At 49.5% G+C, this 17,255-nt stretch carries 11 protein-coding genes; all 11 read left to right on the top strand.

Features of this window, described 5'->3' with window-relative positions:
• Positions 1–32: 32 nt before the first annotated feature.
• The 11 genes from DW835_RS00345 to DW835_RS00295 all read left to right on the top strand — a co-directional run bounded on the left by DW835_RS00345 (position 33) and on the right by DW835_RS00295 (position 17,222).
• Positions 33–2,951, top strand: a complete 2,919-nt coding sequence (locus tag DW835_RS00345; protein ID WP_118730462.1) for an insulinase family protein — start codon at positions 33–35, stop codon at positions 2,949–2,951.
• Positions 2,952–3,121: 170 nt separating this feature from the next.
• The gene (locus DW835_RS00340; RefSeq protein WP_118730461.1) at positions 3,122–4,201 is read left to right on the top strand and encodes a DUF4349 domain-containing protein; all 1,080 of its coding nucleotides are present in this window, start codon (positions 3,122–3,124) and stop codon (positions 4,199–4,201) included.
• Positions 4,202–4,280: 79 nt separating this feature from the next.
• Positions 4,281–5,198, top strand: a complete 918-nt coding sequence (era, locus tag DW835_RS00335; RefSeq protein WP_117464945.1) for a GTPase Era — start codon at positions 4,281–4,283, stop codon at positions 5,196–5,198.
• A gap of 68 nt (positions 5,199–5,266) precedes the next feature.
• Positions 5,267–5,464 (top strand): hypothetical protein, encoded by a 198-nt coding sequence (locus DW835_RS00330; RefSeq protein WP_147353682.1) that lies wholly within the window; start codon positions 5,267–5,269, stop codon positions 5,462–5,464.
• On the top strand, positions 5,443–6,093 hold the full coding sequence (recO, locus tag DW835_RS00325; protein ID WP_118730459.1) for a DNA repair protein RecO: 651 nt from the start codon (positions 5,443–5,445) through the stop codon (positions 6,091–6,093). Before DW835_RS00330 ends, recO begins: the two co-directional genes overlap by 22 nt.
• A gap of 38 nt (positions 6,094–6,131) precedes the next feature.
• Positions 6,132–6,764, top strand: a complete 633-nt coding sequence (locus DW835_RS00320; RefSeq protein ID WP_118546249.1) for a hypothetical protein — start codon at positions 6,132–6,134, stop codon at positions 6,762–6,764.
• A gap of 46 nt (positions 6,765–6,810) precedes the next feature.
• Complete coding sequence (locus DW835_RS00315; protein ID WP_118730458.1) at positions 6,811–8,199, top strand: glycine--tRNA ligase; 1,389 nt, start codon at positions 6,811–6,813, stop codon at positions 8,197–8,199.
• A gap of 95 nt (positions 8,200–8,294) precedes the next feature.
• The gene (locus DW835_RS00310; protein ID WP_118730457.1) at positions 8,295–11,384 is read left to right on the top strand and encodes a tetratricopeptide repeat protein; all 3,090 of its coding nucleotides are present in this window, start codon (positions 8,295–8,297) and stop codon (positions 11,382–11,384) included.
• Between the two features lie 29 nt (positions 11,385–11,413).
• The gene (locus DW835_RS00305) at positions 11,414–13,099 is read left to right on the top strand and encodes a molecular chaperone HscC (RefSeq protein WP_118730456.1); all 1,686 of its coding nucleotides are present in this window, start codon (positions 11,414–11,416) and stop codon (positions 13,097–13,099) included.
• Between the two features lie 98 nt (positions 13,100–13,197).
• The gene (gene alaS / locus DW835_RS00300) at positions 13,198–15,852 is read left to right on the top strand and encodes an alanine--tRNA ligase (protein WP_118730455.1); all 2,655 of its coding nucleotides are present in this window, start codon (positions 13,198–13,200) and stop codon (positions 15,850–15,852) included.
• Positions 15,852–17,222 (top strand): sodium-dependent transporter, encoded by a 1,371-nt coding sequence (locus tag DW835_RS00295; protein ID WP_118730454.1) that lies wholly within the window; start codon positions 15,852–15,854, stop codon positions 17,220–17,222. The genes alaS and DW835_RS00295 overlap by 1 nt, the downstream gene beginning before the upstream one ends.
• The last annotated feature ends 33 nt before the right edge of the window (positions 17,223–17,255 follow it).

Raw genomic sequence — 17,255 nt, 5'->3', positions numbered from 1 at the left:
ATTAAGATAGAATAAAAGAGGACACATCAGAAATGAGAGTAGAAGATTTATCCACATATGAGATTATAGAGAAACGGCAGATCCCGGACATTAACAGCGTGACCTATCTGTGCCGCCACAAGAAGACCGGAGCAAGGGTGGCACTTGTATCCAATGATGACGAGAACAAGGTATTCTATATCGGTTTCCGCACCACACCCAAGGATTCCACCGGTGTAGCCCATATTCTGGAACATTCCGTATTATGCGGATCGAAGGAATTCCCGGTGAAGGATCCTTTTGTGGAACTGGTAAAGGGGTCTCTGAACACTTTCTTAAATGCCATGACCTATCCGGACAAGACTGTATACCCCGTGGCCAGTTGCAATGAAAAAGATTTCCAGAACCTGATGCATGTCTATCTGGATGCGGTTTTTTACCCGAATATTTACAAAAACGAATCTATTTTCCGACAGGAAGGCTGGCATTATGAGCTGGAAGGTGACAACGAGGAGCTGAAAGTCAACGGTGTGGTCTATAACGAGATGAAGGGTGCTTTTTCCTCTCCGGATGATGTGCTGGAGCGGGAGATCATGAATTCCCTGTATCCTCACACCACCTACGGCTGCGAATCCGGAGGTGATCCGGAAGTGATCCCCGAGCTGACCTACGAAGAATTCCTGAATTTCCACCGGAAATTCTATCATCCCTCCAACAGCTATATCTATCTCTATGGCAATATGGATATGGCGGAGAAACTGACCTTTATCGATGAGCATTATCTGTCTGCCTACGATGCCCTTGAGGTGGATTCCGAAGTGACGGAAGAGGCGGCATTTACCACACCGAATCGTATTGTCAGGGAATGTCCCATCGGCGAGGGAGAGGACGAGGAGGAGAATACCTACCTGTCCCAGAACTTCTGCGTGGGCAATAGTCTGGACCCGAAGCTTTACATTGCGTTCCAGATCCTGGACTATGCCCTGTGTTCCGCTCCAGGAGCACCCTTAAAACAGGCCCTGGTGGACTGTGGTGTGGGTAAGGATGTCTACAGCATCTATGAGAATGGTATCCGCCAGCCCTATTTCAGTGTGGTGGCGAAGGACACTTCCGTAGAGAAAGAACAGGAATTTTTACAGGTAACGGAAGAAGTGCTGAAAAAGCTGGTAAAGGACGGCTTCGACGAAAAGGCATTGCTTGCCGGCATCAATTATTATGAATTCAAATACAGAGAGGCGGATTTCGGTTCCTACCCCAAGGGACTTATGTACGGTTTACAGGTGCTGGACAGCTGGCTGTACGATGACAGACTGCCGTTCATTCACATTGAGGCCAACGAGACTTTCGCTGAACTTCGAGGGAAAGTGAAGACCGGATATTTTGAGGGTCTGGTACAGAAATATCTGCTGGACAATACCCATCGCAGCGTGGTGATCTTGCAGCCGAAGCTGGGACTTCTGGAAGAGCAGGAGCAGAAACAGCGGGAAAAGATGGCACAGGTGAAAGCTGCCATGAGTCCGGAAGAGATCGAGAACGTGAAGGAGACCTTCCAGAAGCTGACCGAATTCCAGGAGAGCGAAGACGCAAAGGAAGATCTGGAGAAAATCCCTCTGTTAAAACGGGAAGATATGAAGAAAGAGGCAAATCTGCCGGTGAACGAAGTGCGGAGCATTGGAGATACCACACTTTTGTATCATGATCTGTTTACAAACGGCATCGGCTATTTACGTCTGATCTTCAGATTGGATCAGATCCCCGGTAAATATTTCCCGTATATCGGCATTTTGAAGGGCTGCCTGGGACTGTTAAATACGGAGCATTATGCTTATGGAGATCTGTTTAACGAGATGAATCTGGTCACCGGCGGCATGGCTGCGGTAAATAATGTCTATGGCAAGCTGCAGGATACGGATCAGTTTATACTGACTCTGGAACTGAAGACGAAGGTATTTTATGACCGCCTTGCGGAAGCAATCGATCTGATGCGTGAGATCGTAATGACCAGTGATTTTACGGATGCCAAGAGACTGTATGAGATTCTGGCGGAGGGCAAGTCCCGGATGCAGGCACAGATGACCTCCGGAGGACACAGTGTGGCGGCCGGAAGAGCCTTATCCTACGGCAGTATTCCCGGAGCTGTGAGCGAAGAGATTTCCGGTATCCCGTTCTATCGTCTGATCACGGATCTGGAAGCTCATTTTGACGAGAAAAAAGAAGAATTGGTGGAAATCTTACAGACCTTAGTGAAAATGATCTTCCGTCCGGAAAACCTCATGGTGGATTTCGTAGGTGAGGAAAAAGCCGTGGCTCTTTTAGATGCTCCGGTGGAAGCTTTCAAAGCAGCACTTTATATGGAAAATGTGGAAAAAGAACATTACATTCCGGAAACCTCCCGGAAAAACGAAGGTTTCTTAACCTCCGGTCAGGTCAATTACGTATGCCGTGCCGGTAATTTCCGCAAGAGTGGACTGCAATATACGGGAGCATTAAGAGTACTCAAAGTCATGATGGGGTATGAATATCTGTGGGTTAATGTCCGTGTCAAGGGTGGTGCCTACGGCTGCATGTGCAGCTTCGGCAGATCCGGTGACAGCTACTTTGTCTCCTACAGAGATCCGAATCTGGGCAAGACCATTGAAACTTACGAGAAAGCTGCAGATGCCATTGCAGAGTTCACAGCAGATGAACGTACCATGACCCAGTATATCATCGGTGCGGTCAGTGATCTGGACGTACCCATGAATCCGGCGGCAAAGGGACTGTATTCCCTGAGTGCCTATATGACAGGACTGGATAATGCCACTTTACAGAGAGAACGCGACGAACTGCTGGCGGCTACCGAAGAGGATATCCGTGCATTGTCCGCACATATCCGTGCATTTATGCAGGAGGATCTGCTCTGTGTGGTAGGTACGGCTTCCAAGGTAAAGGAAGAGCAGGAGAGATTCCTGAAAGTGGAAAATCTTTTTTGAAGCAGCAAAAAGAAAGCTGCGATTTGCAAATGTGGTTCTCAATAGCAAAAAAGGCAAATAAATAAAGAACTTCTGTGAGAATATTTCGTTTATAGAGGTGAACAATAAAAAGTCAACAGCAGGCGGATCCGACAGGCTGTCAGGATGCCGTCCGCAGAACGGAGAGGGTTATGAAAAAACGAAATTTTGAAACAAAGATCATTACAGGGTTGCTCACTGCCGGCATGATATTATCGCTGACCGCCTGCGGCAGCTCATCGAACGGCAGTTACGGAATCAGTGATCTCATGGATGCGGATTATGCTGTTGCTTCCAAGGAGGCAGCTGCACCGGAGGCGTCCGCTTATGAAGATGGATTTGGCATGACAGAAGGGTACGATTCCGCAGGAAATGCTCAGGACACAAGTACTACAGTGCCTGAGGAGACTGCAGCCACAGCAGACCGGAAACTGATCAAGACCGTGAATATGGATGTCGAGACCAGGGAGTATGATAAGCTGTTAAGCGCGGTAGAGAATAAAGTAACAGAGCTCGGCGGCTATATCGAAAGTCTGGATGCCTATAACGGCAGTACATATTATAGTTATCGTTCTACAAGGAATGCCAATCTGACCATCCGCATCCCGAAGGACAGACTGGAGGAGTTCCAAAATACGGTCTCAGAGCTGGGCAATGTGACCAGTCGTTCGGAGAATGTACAGGATGTGACACTGACCTATGTGGATCTGCAAAGTCACAGGGATGCCCTGCAGACGGAACAGGAGAGACTGTTGCAGCTGCTGGAACAGGCGGAGAGCATCGAAGACATCATTACCATCGAACAGCGCCTGTCCGATGTGAGATACCAGCTGGAAAGTATGGAATCCCAGTTGAGAAGTTATGATAATCAGGTTGACTACAGCACCGTATACCTCTATATTGATGAAGTAGAGGTCTATACTCCGGTAGAGGAAGAGACCACATGGGAACGTATTTCTGCAGGCTTTATGGACAGCTTAAAGAGTATCGGCGAGGGTATTAAGGAAGCAGCCATCTGGTTCGTGATCCATATCCCCTATCTGGTGATCTGGGCCATCGTGATCGTGATCATTGTACTGATCCTGAAAAAGATCAAGAAGCGCACGAAGCGGATCCGGGCGGAGGAAAAGAAAAAATTCGCCGAAGAGGAAGCAAGAATGCAGAAGACTTTGCAGAACACGGCAGAGAATACAGCAGAGAATACGGTAGCCACACAAAACAGCAATGAGTGAGAATCTATAAGATAAGCCGGACGGACCGGCGGCTGACAGAAAAGTGTCAGGGAAAAAGACAAGAACAGGAGAAATGATAATGAACGAAAATCCGGCATACAAATCCGGCTTTGCCACACTGATCGGACGTCCCAACGTAGGAAAGTCCACACTGATGAACCGACTGATCGGACAGAAGATTGCCATTACATCCAACAAACCCCAGACCACCCGTAACCGTATCCAGACGGTGCTGACACTGGAAGAGGGACAGATCGTATTTCTGGACACTCCCGGTATCCATAAGGCGAAAAACAAGCTGGGCGATTACATGGTCAATGTTGCGGAGCATACATTGAACGACGTGGATGTGATCCTGTGGCTGGTGGAGCCCACGAACTTTATCGGTGCCGGAGAACGTCATATTATTGAGCAGCTGAAGAAGACCAAGACTCCCGTGATTCTGGTAATCAACAAGACGGATACCGTGAAAAAGGAAGAGATCCTGGCGTTCATCGATACCTATCGCAAAGAACTGGATTTCCAGGAGATCGTTCCGGTGTCCGCACTGAAGGGAGACAACACGGATGTGCTGATCCAGTGTATTTTAAAATATCTGCCTTACGGCCCGGCATTTTATGATGAAGATACCATCACCGACCAGCCCATGCGTCAGATCGTGGCGGAGCTGATCCGTGAAAAGGCTCTGAGACTTTTGTCCGAAGAAATTCCCCATGGTATTGCCGTGACGGTGGAAAGCATGAAGGAGAGAGGCCGGATCTGTGACATCGAGGCCACGATCATCTGTGAGAGAGATTCCCACAAGGGTATCATTATCGGCAAAGGCGGACAAATGCTGAAAAAGATCGGCTCCCAGGCCCGCCCGGAGATCGAGGATATGCTGGAAATGAAGGTCAATCTGCAGCTTTGGGTGAAGGTGAAGAAGGACTGGAGAGACAGCGACATCTTATTGAAAAACTTCGGATATAATCCGAAAGACATTGAGATGGGCGAATAGAAAAACGAAATTTGCAGACCCTATTTTTACAGAGGATAATACACTGATAGAAGAGGGGGATGCGTAAGATGCAATTCACGAATTACTGGCAGCAATTTGAACATACCGGCAGAGTGGAGGATTACCTGAAATACCTGCAGAGCGCGGGAAAGGAGGAACCTTTTGCTGGTGCGGAATGTAAAAGCCCCCTGGTGGATTGCAGAGCGGAGGGGCGTACAGACCTGTCCGCAGGGGAGGATGGATCATGCAGGAATCCCTGTATGTAACGGGAATTGTATTAAAACAGACACCTTTCGGTGAATATGACAGGCGTGTATGCCTGCTTACCAGAGAAAAAGGGAAGATCACTGCTTTTGCCAGAGGGGCCAGAAAGCCCGGTAACCGACTTGCGGCAGCGACCAACCCTTTTGCTTTTGGTACCTTTCGCCTCTATGAGGGGAGAACATCTTATACCATATCCGAAGCGGATATCCAGAATTTTTTCCCGGAACTTTTGACAGATTATATTGGAGCCTGCTATGGCATGTACTTTGCGGAAGTGGCGGACTTTTATTGCAGAGAAAATAACGATGAACGGGAGATGTTGAAGTTAGTGTATCAGTCTCTCAGGGCATTGTGTGCTCCGGCACTGCCCAACGAACTGGTACGCAGTATCTTTGAACTGAAAGCAATTGCAGTGAACGGAGAGTACCCCGGGCCGCCGGCAGGCCGCAGACTGGAGGAATCCACCCTGTATGCCTTAAGCTACATAGCACAAAGTCCCATAGAAAAATTATATACATTTACGGTATCGGACAAAGTTCTTGACGAACTGAGGGGAATTGCCTCGGAATATCGGAAACGTTTCATGGACAGGTCGTTCAAAAGTCTTGAAATACTCAAAACTCTATGTTAAAATCGGATATGGCTGATGCCAAAAAAGGAGACTCATTTATGAGGCACAATATCACAAAAAAGGTTATTTCGGCAATGCTGTCAGGTGTTCTGATGCTGTCCCTGGCCGGTTGTGGCAAGGTAGCAAAGTTTCCGGAGACGGTGGTGAATACTTCTCTGGTGGTGGAGAAGGATGGAAAAGTAGAATCCTATCTGGTGAATACGTTTGACAAGGATTTCTACAGTCTGGACGGCCTTACACAGATGGTACAGGAAGAAGCAGAGGAATTTAACGCCGCACATGGGGATGCAGCAGAACCCCCTATGGCTGTGAAGACAGTGCAGATGCTGGGAGACGGCGCTACGGTTCAGGTGGTGCAGGAATTCACCGATACGGAGAGTTATGCGGATTATAACGAACAGGAGCTGTTCTATGGAACCAGAGTGGAAGCACTGGCCGAGGGGATCAGCGTGGATCTGGGACTGGTAAGTGCCGCAGACGGTACGCCGGCGGAGGAGCAGAAGCTGAACAAGGCTCTGGATAAGAACCACATGATCATTACGAATGCAAGCGCATATATTTATTGTCCCTACCCGGTGCTGTATCTCAGTGAGGGAGTTGTCATGGGAGAGGACGGTTATGTGGATGCGTCACAGTCCGACGGTGTTGTTACGATACTGATGAAAAAGTAAGTTATACAGCAATACAAATATAGAGCAAGAAAGGTTTGGTACTGACATGGAAAAAACAATGGAGAAGATCGTAGCCCTGGCGAAGGCAAGAGGTTTTGTATATCCCGGTTCCGAGATTTACGGAGGCCTGGCAAATACATGGGATTACGGTAACCTTGGCGTAGAGCTGAAGAACAATGTGAAAAAGGCATGGTGGCAGAAGTTTATTCAGGAGAGCCCCTATAATGTAGGTGTGGACTGTGCAATCCTGATGAACCCCCAGACATGGGTAGCCAGCGGACATCTGGGCGGTTTCTCCGACCCTCTGATGGATTGTAAGGAATGTCATGAGCGTTTCCGTGCGGATAAGCTGATCGAGGATTTCTGTGAGGAGAACGGTATTGCCATCGAAGGCAGTGTAGACGGCTGGAGCCAGGAAGAGATGAAGAATTTCATCGAAGAGCATAATGTTCCCTGCCCTACCTGCGGCAAGCATAACTTTACCGATATCCGTCAGTTCAACCTGATGTTCAAGACCTTCCAGGGTGTTACCGAGGATGCCAAGAACACCGTTTACTTAAGACCCGAGACTGCACAGGGTATTTTCGTTAACTTTAAAAATGTACAGAGAACTTCCCGTAAGAAGATTCCTTTCGGTATCGGACAGATCGGTAAGTCCTTCCGTAATGAGATCACACCCGGTAACTTCACTTTCCGTACCAGAGAGTTCGAGCAGATGGAGCTGGAGTTCTTCTGTGAGCCGGGTACCGATATGGAGTGGTTCCAGTATTGGAGAGGCTTCTGCCGTGACTGGCTGCTGTCCTTAGGCATCAAAGAGAATGAAATGAGACTTCGTGATCATTCTCCCGAGGAGCTGTGCTTCTACAGTAAGGGAACTACCGATATAGAGTTCCTGTTCCCCTTCGGCTGGGGCGAGCTGTGGGGTATTGCGGACAGAACCGATTACGATCTGACCCAGCATGCCAATACCTCCGGTGAGGATATGTCTTACTTTGATGATGAGAAGAAGGAGAAGTATATTCCTTACGTTATCGAGCCTTCCCTGGGTGCGGACAGAGTTGTTCTGGCTTTTCTGTGCGCTGCTTACGATGAGGAAGAGTTAGAGGGCGGAGATATGCGTACTGTGCTTCGTTTCCATCCGGCACTGGCACCCGTGAAGATCGGTGTATTGCCTCTGTCCAAGAAACTGAATGAGGGTGCGGAGAAGATCTACGCAGAGCTTTCCAAGAAATACAACTGTGAATTTGATGACAGAGGAAACATTGGTAAGAGATATCGTCGTCAGGACGAGATCGGAACTCCTTTCTGCGTAACTTACGATTTTGATTCCGAGACAGATGGCTGCGTTACCGTACGTTTCCGTGATTCCATGGAGCAGGAGCGTGTTGCTATCGCAGATCTGGATGCTTACTTTGCAGATAAGTTTACATTCTAAGATCACTATTCAGGAGCAGAAAGATTTTTCTGCTCCTTTTCTATATCTTTTTCTATTGGTACGAAAAGTTTGATACTTACAGTGGAGGGGACAGCGTGGAACCGATCGAAGTGTTTCAGATTCTGGGAATCGAACAGACAAAAGACGAAAGGGCACTGAAGAATGCTTATCGTGACAAACTGGCGGTAACGAATCCGGAGGATGATCCGGAAGGCTTCAAGCGACTGCGGACGGCTTATGAGGAGGCCTGCCGCTATGCCGGAACGCCGGATGCAGAAGAGAACGAGGAGGCGGAACCAACGCTGGAGGACGATACTCCGGCAGGACAGTGGGTACGTGGTGTTCGGAAGGTCTATGAGAATATTACGGACCGCTGTGATGCGGAAAAATGGAAAGCGCTTTTTGAGGCGGATGACTTTCTTTCTCTGGAGGAAGAGGAAAACTGCACCACTTATCTGCTTCGTTTTCTGATGGAACATTATAAGCTGCCGACCGCAATCTGGAAGCTTCTGGATGAGAAAATCCACATTGTACAGAATGCGGGGGCCTTCAGAGAGCGCTTTCCGGCACAGTTTGTAAGCTATATGGTACATAAGTGCGAATCCGGGGAAGAAGTGGATTTTTCCGAGTTCCGTGGTGCGGAAGATGCGGATTACGATCAGTTTCTGCAATATTATGACAGAGCTTATCAGGCGCTGCAGGAGAAAAAATTACAGGAAGCGGAGCAGATGATCGGATGTGGGGATGCTCTGGGGATTACCCACCCTGTTATGGAGATCTGCCGTGCGTCCCTCTATGAAGGAAAGGGACAGACCGCAGAAGCCATTACTTTGTTAAAGAAACTGTCTGCAAAATATCCGGAGGATGATCTGATCGCTTACAATACGGCGGAAATACTGTGGAGAAATGAAGGGCGCGTAGAAGCGGCTGCTATTTATGGGAGTCTTCGGGAGAAGCTGCCGAAACACTACATGGCGAACCTGCGTCTGACGGACTGGTATTATGAGCAGGGGAACTATAAAGAGGCAAAAAAATGTGCGGAAGAGATTCTTTCCGTAGGCGGAGACGACACATTTCTGGAGACACTGCAGAAGATCAACACCGAACTGGAACGGGAAATGAAACGGGAATATGCGCAGAACCATGATCCCGGTCTGGGACTGGATCTGGGCTGGTGTTATCTGCAGGATGGCAGGACCGATCTGGGAATCCGCACGGTCAGGGAGCTGGAAGCAAAAGTTCCTGCGGACAGGCGTGAGGAATATCTGGGACTTATGACAAAACTGCTGGCAGAAGCGGCAGAATATGAGAAGGCAATTTCCATGGCAGCCAAATGGGAAGAAAGCCTGGAGAAAAAGATCCTCCGGGATACGGATGCCGAAGAAGAGGAAAAAGACAGAGACCGGATCCGACAGTCACATATGATCCGGATGCAGTGCTATCGGGCTCATGGCTATGTACAGCCGGAAAAATTCGCCGAAGCCATTGCGGAAGCGGAAAAAGCCGAGACCGGAACACCGAAGGATATCGGTATGCTGATCGAAAAGGCACAGATCTATGTGGAGATGGAAGAGTATGAACGCTGTGCGGAGATATCCCAGAAACTGATCGGGGATTATCAGGTTTACGCTGCATATGCCAACGAACTGGAAGCGGCGAAGAGGCAGTGGAATGCAGCAGGGGTGATCCAGAACGGCAGAGCCTGTCTAAATTATTTTCCAACCTATGTCAAGGCCTATGAAATGATGGCAAAGGTGTACATGGATCTGACACATCCGGAGGAACTGAAGGAACTGTTACAACAGGCGAAGGATAATAATGTCAAAAGTGTGATCCTGGATGCCTATGAATGGCAGCTGACCAATACGGGGCTTCCCCAGGAACAGATGAACGACGCCATAGATAAATTCCGGAAGGAATATCTGAGCAAACTGGAAGCGGGCAAGACCATATTTTACCGGAGAGGACTTCCGATCATTACGGAATATCTGTATGCCTACCCTTGTGAATTTTTACTGGTGGAGCGGGGAGATTTTCATAATGCGGCAGGCTGTCTGGAGGCGGCAAAAGCGGATTATGAAAAGGCGCTTTCCACGAACCCGGCCAATCCTTTTGCCTGGAAAGGACTGGCACGGATCCACAGATGCCGCGGCAAATACGATGAAGCCATGATCTGCCTGAGAAAATGTGTATTTTTCTATGAAAAGAGCGGAACACAGAATCATGCCTGGCCGGAACTGATTGCGGAACAGGCAGAAATTTATTTTTTGCTGGGCAATACGGAAATGGCGGAACAGTTTTACCGGAGATACCGTGAGATGACGGGAAGTGCCGGAGATCGGGACCGGAACCGTATGAGGGATTTCGCCAGATGTCTGGCCTGCAATGACAAGACTACGGAGGGATTAAAAGTTCTGGAGAAGGCATTCGTCAATGTACTGGATGCGGCAGGAGAAAAGCTGGATCTGTGTGTCTGGTGCGGGGAAAAGACGATCGCCGGAAATATTCTGACATCGTGGCCGGAGAAGATCGAACTGCTTGGAAAAAATACCGGGAATACCCAGAAGTATTTCGAAGATTACTTTTTCCATCTGGGATGGTATGGGCTGATCTGTGGTTCCGGAAAGGTGGCCATCGAGAATATGGATAAGGCACTGATCTTCCATAAGGAGGATCTCAGCAAAAAGGATGACATTGCGGACCTGATCCTGGCATGCATCCTGTACGGAGATAAGAAGAAAGGTGCTGACTATGCACAGGCGTTGAAAGCCTGCATGGAAAGAGAAGATAAAAGCGGCAAGGATGTGTATCTGAAATATCCGAAGCTTCGGATCGTACACGAATATCTGGCGGGATATTATACGGCCACCGATGAGGAACAGGATACGCTCCTGCAACTGGACAAAGACTGTTCCTTCTGCCATGGCTGTGTACATCCCGTCTGCGAGGAACTGGAGATGGTACGGATACTGCAGATGCTGAAAAAGGGCCGGGAGAAAGAAGCACTGGAGCGGCTGAAAGAGCAGATGCAGGAACATCCCGGAATGGGATTGCAGGCCATCTGGCACCGGTATCATTCGGAACAGGTGACGAAGGATACGGATCCTGCCGTAGCCGCTTTTCACAAGGAAAAGCCGCAGCCGGAGAAACGGGGATTCTGGCAGAGGCTGTTCGGGAAGAAGTAAAAAATTAAAATGAAGAGAGAAGAAAACATATGATAGTCGGAATCGATTTGGGAACCACCAACAGTCTGGTGGCAGTATTTACGGAGGAAGGACCTGTGATCATCCCCAACCGTCTGGGAAAACATCTGACCCCCTCTGTGGTCAGCGTGGATGAGAACGGCAATGTCTATGTGGGGGAGACGGCACAGGAACGCAGAAACCTCTATCCCGACAGTGTGGCGCAGGCATTTAAGCGCAGCATGGGAACGGATCGCACTTATGACCTGTCCGGCAAAAAGTTCCGTCCAGAAGAATTGTCCAGCATGATCCTGCGTTATCTGAAAGAAGATGCGGAAGCCTATCTGGGGGAAGAAGTCACAGAGGCCGTGATCAGTGTACCGGCCTATTTTGACGACAAGAGAAGAAAAGCCACCAAGCGGGCCGGAGAACTGGCCGGGCTGAAGGTGGAGCGTATGATCTCGGAGCCTACCGCAGCGGCGGTGGCCTACGGCCTGTACGAAAAAGAAAAAGACACCAGATTTCTGGTATTTGACCTGGGCGGCGGAACTTTTGATGTCTCCATTCTGGAGCTGTATCACAATATTCTGGAGGTGCGGGCGGTAGCCGGAGACAATTATCTTGGCGGTGAAGATTTCACGGAAGTGATGTCGAAACTTTTTCTGCAAAAGACAGGACTGCATTATAAGGATCTGTCGGAGAAAGAACAGGTGCGTCTCTATAAAAAGGCAGAAGAAGCCAAGCGGGGAATCAGTGATCAGACTGCGGTGACCATGGAACTTATGCTGGGTGAAGAGAACAAAACGTCAGAGATCGCCTTAAAAGAATATGAGGAAGAGTGCGAAGAACTGTTAATGAAGATCAGGGAACCGGTGAAGAAGAGTCTGACGGATGCAGGACTGAAGCTGTCGGACATCGATGAGGTATTGCTGATCGGCGGAGCCACCAGACTGTCGGTGGTCAGGGATTTCCTGATCAGGCTGTTCCGCAAATTCCCGGATACAAGACTGAACCCGGACGAAGCCGTGGCACTGGGCGCGGCGATCCAGGCGGCCATGAAGGAACGCCGGGCGGAGGTAAAGGAAGTCATTCTGACGGATGTATGCTCCTTTACATTAGGAACGGAAGTTGTGGTGGAATACGAGGAAGGCAAATTTGAAGACGGCCGTTTCTGTCCCATCATTGAGCGCAACACCGTGATCCCCGCCAGTCATACGGAGCAGTTGTACACTGTCAGAGACAATCAGGACAAGGTGCGCGTCCGGGTACTGCAGGGAGAGAGCCGTTTCGCCAGAAATAATCTGTTTCTGGGAGAACTGGACATTGATGTTCCCAAAGGGCCCAGGGGCAGTGAAGCCGTGGATGTGACTTACACCTATGACATCAATTCCCTGCTGGAAGTGGAAGTCAAGGTGGTATCCACCGGACTGACCCAGAAAATGATCATCAAGGGACAGGACAACCAGATGACGGATGATGAGATCCAGAAGCGAATGGAAGAATTGTCCTACCTGAAGATCCAGCCCAGAGACCTGGAGGAGAACCGTCTGGTGCTTCTCAGAGCGGAGCGGATGTATGAGGAAGCACTGGGAGACCGGAGAAAAGAACTGGATCGTTATATCACTGTTTTCGAGGCTGCATTGAAAAAGGGCAAAAAAGAGGAGATCGAGGAGGCCAGAGAGGCATTGAACGAGATCCTGGAAGACGAGGATGAGTGATGTTTTATCCTTGACGCGGCGAAACGATAACATTATAATGTAGAAATGTAGGTTTATTTTCCGAAAGATGTAATTATTGAGACAAGGAGACCGAGAGAATGAGACAATTCACTTCTGATGAACTGAGAAAAGCCTGGAAACAATTTTATATAGACCGTGGCCACGTAGATGTGGGGGCAGTATCCTTAGTATCCGACGGTTCCACCGGTGTTATGTTTAACGTTGCCGGTATGCAGCCGCTGATGCCTTATCTGCTGGGACAGAAGCACCCTCTGGGTACCAGACTCTGCAATGTGCAGGGCTGCGTTCGTACCAACGATATCGATTCCGTAGGTGACAAGAGCCATGTGACTTTCTTCGAGATGATGGGAAGCTGGAGCCTGGGAGATTATTTCAAGAAAGAGCGTTGCCAGTGGAGTTTCGAACTACTGACCCAGGTGTTCGGATTTGATGCGGATCATCTGGCTGCTACTGTATTTGCCGGTGACGAGAATGCACCCAGAGATGAGGAAGGCGCACACTACCGTATCGCTTCCGGTTTCAAGAAGGAGAATGTATATTATCTGCCTGCCGATGACAACTGGTGGGGACTGGAATACGGCCCCTGCGGTCCCGACAGTGAGATGTTCTATATCGCTGACAGACCGGATTGCGGACCGAACTGCGGCCCCGGCTGTGACTGTGGCAAATACACCGAGCTGGGTAATGATGTATTCATGCAGTATGAGAAGCATCATGACGGTCATCTGACTCCTTTAAAGCAGAAGAACGTAGATACCGGCTGGGGACTGGAGCGTATTCTGGCATTCTTAAACGGTACCAGAGATGTATACCAGACAGACCTGTTTTCTCCGGTGATCGCTTACATTGAAGAGGTTTCCGGTGTGAAATACAATGCGGATGAGAAGCTGACCAGATCCATGCGTATTCTGGCAGACCATCTGCGTACCGGAGTGATGCTGATCGGTGATGAGGCGAAGCTGCTTCCCTCCAATACCGGTGCCGGCTATATTCTCCGTCGTCTGATCCGTCGTGCAGTAAGACACGGACGTACTTTAAACATGACCACAGAGCAGCTGCTGCACATTGCCGCTATATATATTGATGAGATCTATGCAGAAAGCTATCCTCTGATGAAGAAGAACCGCGAATTCATCTTAAGCGAGCTGCAGAAAGAGATCGCCCGCTTCGAGAGCACTCTGGAGAACGGCATGAAGGAGCTGCACAAGATTCTGGAGCAGAAGAGAAGTGAAGGTAAAAAGCAGATCGACGGCAAGTCCGCATTCTACTTATACGATACCTTCGGATTCCCTCTGGAGCTGACTGTAGAGCTGGCACAGGAAGAGAATCTGACCGTAGATGAGGAAGGCTTTGCCGCTGCCATGGAAGAGCAGAAGCAGAAGGCAAGAGAAGGACAGAACTTCTCCCAGAAGCTTACCACTGCAGCAGGTGTATTCGATGGACTGGATGACAAGATCACCAGTGAATTTGTAGGTTATGATAAACTGACCGCAGAAGGAAAGGTAGTAGCACTGGCCACCGAGACTGAACTGGTAAACACCTTAAAGATAGGTGAGACCGGTACACTGATCACCGATGTGACTCCGTTCTATGCTACCATGGGCGGACAGAAGGGTGACTTTGGTGTGATCCGCACCGAAAACGGTACTTTTGAAGTGACTGAGACCGTGAAGATCGCAGGCGGACGCATCGGACATGTGGGTAAGGTCGTATCCGGAACAGTTACTGTGGGAGACAAGGCAGAGCTGGCAGTGAATACCGACAACAGAAAGAGCGTATGTAAGAACCATTCTGCAACCCATCTGTTACAGAAGGCACTGCAGATCGTACTGGGTGATCATGTAGAACAGCAGGGTTCTTACCAGGACGGCGCAAGAACCCGTTTTGACTTCAGCCACGGACAGGCTATGACTGCGGAAGAGCTCGCTAAGGTAGAGGCTCTGGTCAATGAGAAGATCGCAGAGGATATTGCAGTCGTTACCGATGTCATGAACATCGAAGATGCGAAGAAGAGCGGAGCTATGGCTCTGTTTGGTGAAAAATACGGTGAGACCGTCCGCGTGGTATCTATGGGAGATTTCTCCAGGGAACTGTGCGGTGGTACCCATGTAAAGCACACCGGAGAGATCGGCTATTTCAAGATCCTGTCCGAGAGCGGTGTTGCAGCCGGCGTCAGAAGAATTGAAGCACTGACCGGTGCCAATGTCATGGCATACTATCAGGCAATGGAAGAGAGCTTCAATAAGGCAGCTGCAGCAGCCAAGGCAACTCCTGCAGCCCTGACCGAGAAGATCCAGCATATGCAGGCAGAGCTGAAGGCACTGAATGCAGAGAATGAATCTCTGAAGGCAAAGATGGCGCAATCTGCACTGGGCGATGTACTTGATCAGGTGGTGGAAGTGAAGGGTACGAAACTTCTGGCAACCAGCGTAGACGGTGTGGATATGAATGGCTTGAGAGACCTGGGCGACCAGCTCAAGGATAAGCTTGGCGAAGGTGTTGTTGTATTGCTTTCCGCACAGGACGGCAAGGTAAATATGATCGCTATGGCAACGGACGGTGCTGTAAAGGCCGGTGCCCATGCGGGCAACCTGATCAAGGGAATTGCCGCGCTGGTAGGCGGTGGCGGCGGTGGACGCCCGAATATGGCGCAGGCCGGCGGTAAGAATCCCGCAGGCATTCCCGCAGCGATCGCGGAAGCGTCCAAAGTACTGGAGGGTCAGCTCGCATAATGGAACGAGAGAATCTGAAATCCCGTTTAGGCTTTATACTGTTGTCTGCCGGCTGTGCCATTGGTATCGGCAATGTATGGAAGTTCCCGTACATGGCCGGCCAGGGCGGCGGTGGCGCATTTGTATTGTTTTATCTGATTTTCCTGGTGATCCTTGGTCTGCCGATTATGACCATGGAGTTCGCTGTAGGAAGAGCAAGTAAGAAAAGTCCCGTAAAGGCTTACCAGGCACTGGAGAAGCCGGGACAGAAGTGGCATATCCACGGGTATTTCACGCTGGCAGGCTGTTATCTGTTAATGATGTTCTATACTACCGTAGCAGGCTGGATGTTACACTATTTTTATATGACGGCTACCGGTAAACTTTCCGGTCTTTCCGCAGATGCGGTAGCGGATCAGTTTACCCGGATGCTGGCAGATCCGGGGGTCATGATGTTCTGGATGGTACTGGTGGTAGTCATCGGTGTCGTCATATGTGCCGGTGGCCTGCAGAACGGTCTGGAGCGCGTGACGAAAGTCATGATGATCGCACTGCTTGCCATTATGGTAGTACTTGCCATCAATAGCTTCTTCATGACGGGCGCAAAGGAAGGCCTAAAGTTCTATCTGGTACCTGATTTTGGACGTATGCAGGAAGTCGGTGTGGTATCTACACTGGTAGGTGCCATGAATCAGGCGTTCTTTACCTTAAGCTTAGGCATTGGTGCCATGGCGATCTTTGGAAGCTACATCGGCAAGGATCATTCTCTGATGGGAGAGTCCGTCAGAGTTGTGGTACTGGATACTTTCGTGGCAATTACCGCAGGACTGATCATTTTCCCCGCCTGCTTTACCTATGGGGTGGATCAGACCTCAGGACCGAGCCTGATTTTCATAACCCTGCCGAATATTTTCGCCAACATGCCTTACGGCCGCCTGTGGGGGAGTTTATTCTTCCTATTCATGGCGTTCGCAGCATTGTCCACGGTGCTGGCTGTGTTCGAGAATATCATCTGCTGTGGCATGGAACTGACCGGTGCCAGCCGCAGGAAATCTTCCCTGGTGAACCTGTTCCTGATCATTGCATTGTCCGTGCCCTGCGTACTGGGGTATAATGTGTGGAGCTGGGATGGTTTTGCTGTCTTCGGCGGAGCGGTACTGGATTTTGAAGATTTTCTGGTAAGTAATCTGTTCCTTCCCTTAGGATCCCTGGTATACCTGCTGTTCTGCGTGACCAGATACGGCTGGGGATGGGAGAACTATAAGACAGAAGTAAATACCGGCAAAGGCTTAAAAGTCCACGACTGGATGCGCGGTTATCTGACCTATGGACTGCCCCTGATCGTGATCTTTATTTTCCTGTTTGGAATTTATGATAAGTTTTTTAAATAAGATTTTGTTAAAGCCAGTAGCTCGCATGAGAAT

It is taken from the genome of Clostridium sp. AM34-9AC, assembly GCF_003480225.1.
Taxonomy (GTDB): Bacteria; Bacillota; Clostridia; order Lachnospirales; family Lachnospiraceae; genus Acetatifactor; species Acetatifactor acetigignens.
The sequence above is the reverse complement of the archived record's forward strand: the minus strand, read 5'-3'. Positions and strand labels throughout refer to the sequence as shown.

Excerpts from the sequence above, each read along its gene's own strand:
- DW835_RS00345 (WP_118730462.1), top strand. The coding sequence starts at position 33 with ATGAGAGTAGAAGATTTATCCACATATGAGATTATAGAGAAACGGCAG.
- DW835_RS00340 (WP_118730461.1), top strand. The coding sequence starts at position 3,122 with ATGAAAAAACGAAATTTTGAAACAAAGATCATTACAGGGTTGCTCACT.
- era (WP_117464945.1), top strand. The coding sequence starts at position 4,281 with ATGAACGAAAATCCGGCATACAAATCCGGCTTTGCCACACTGATCGGA.
- DW835_RS00330 (WP_147353682.1), top strand. The coding sequence starts at position 5,267 with ATGCAATTCACGAATTACTGGCAGCAATTTGAACATACCGGCAGAGTG.
- recO (WP_118730459.1), top strand. The coding sequence starts at position 5,443 with ATGCAGGAATCCCTGTATGTAACGGGAATTGTATTAAAACAGACACCT.
- DW835_RS00320 (WP_118546249.1), top strand. The coding sequence starts at position 6,132 with ATGAGGCACAATATCACAAAAAAGGTTATTTCGGCAATGCTGTCAGGT.
- DW835_RS00315 (WP_118730458.1), top strand. The coding sequence starts at position 6,811 with ATGGAAAAAACAATGGAGAAGATCGTAGCCCTGGCGAAGGCAAGAGGT.
- DW835_RS00305 (WP_118730456.1), top strand. The coding sequence starts at position 11,414 with ATGATAGTCGGAATCGATTTGGGAACCACCAACAGTCTGGTGGCAGTA.
- alaS (WP_118730455.1), top strand. The coding sequence starts at position 13,198 with ATGAGACAATTCACTTCTGATGAACTGAGAAAAGCCTGGAAACAATTT.
- DW835_RS00295 (WP_118730454.1), top strand. The coding sequence starts at position 15,852 with ATGGAACGAGAGAATCTGAAATCCCGTTTAGGCTTTATACTGTTGTCT.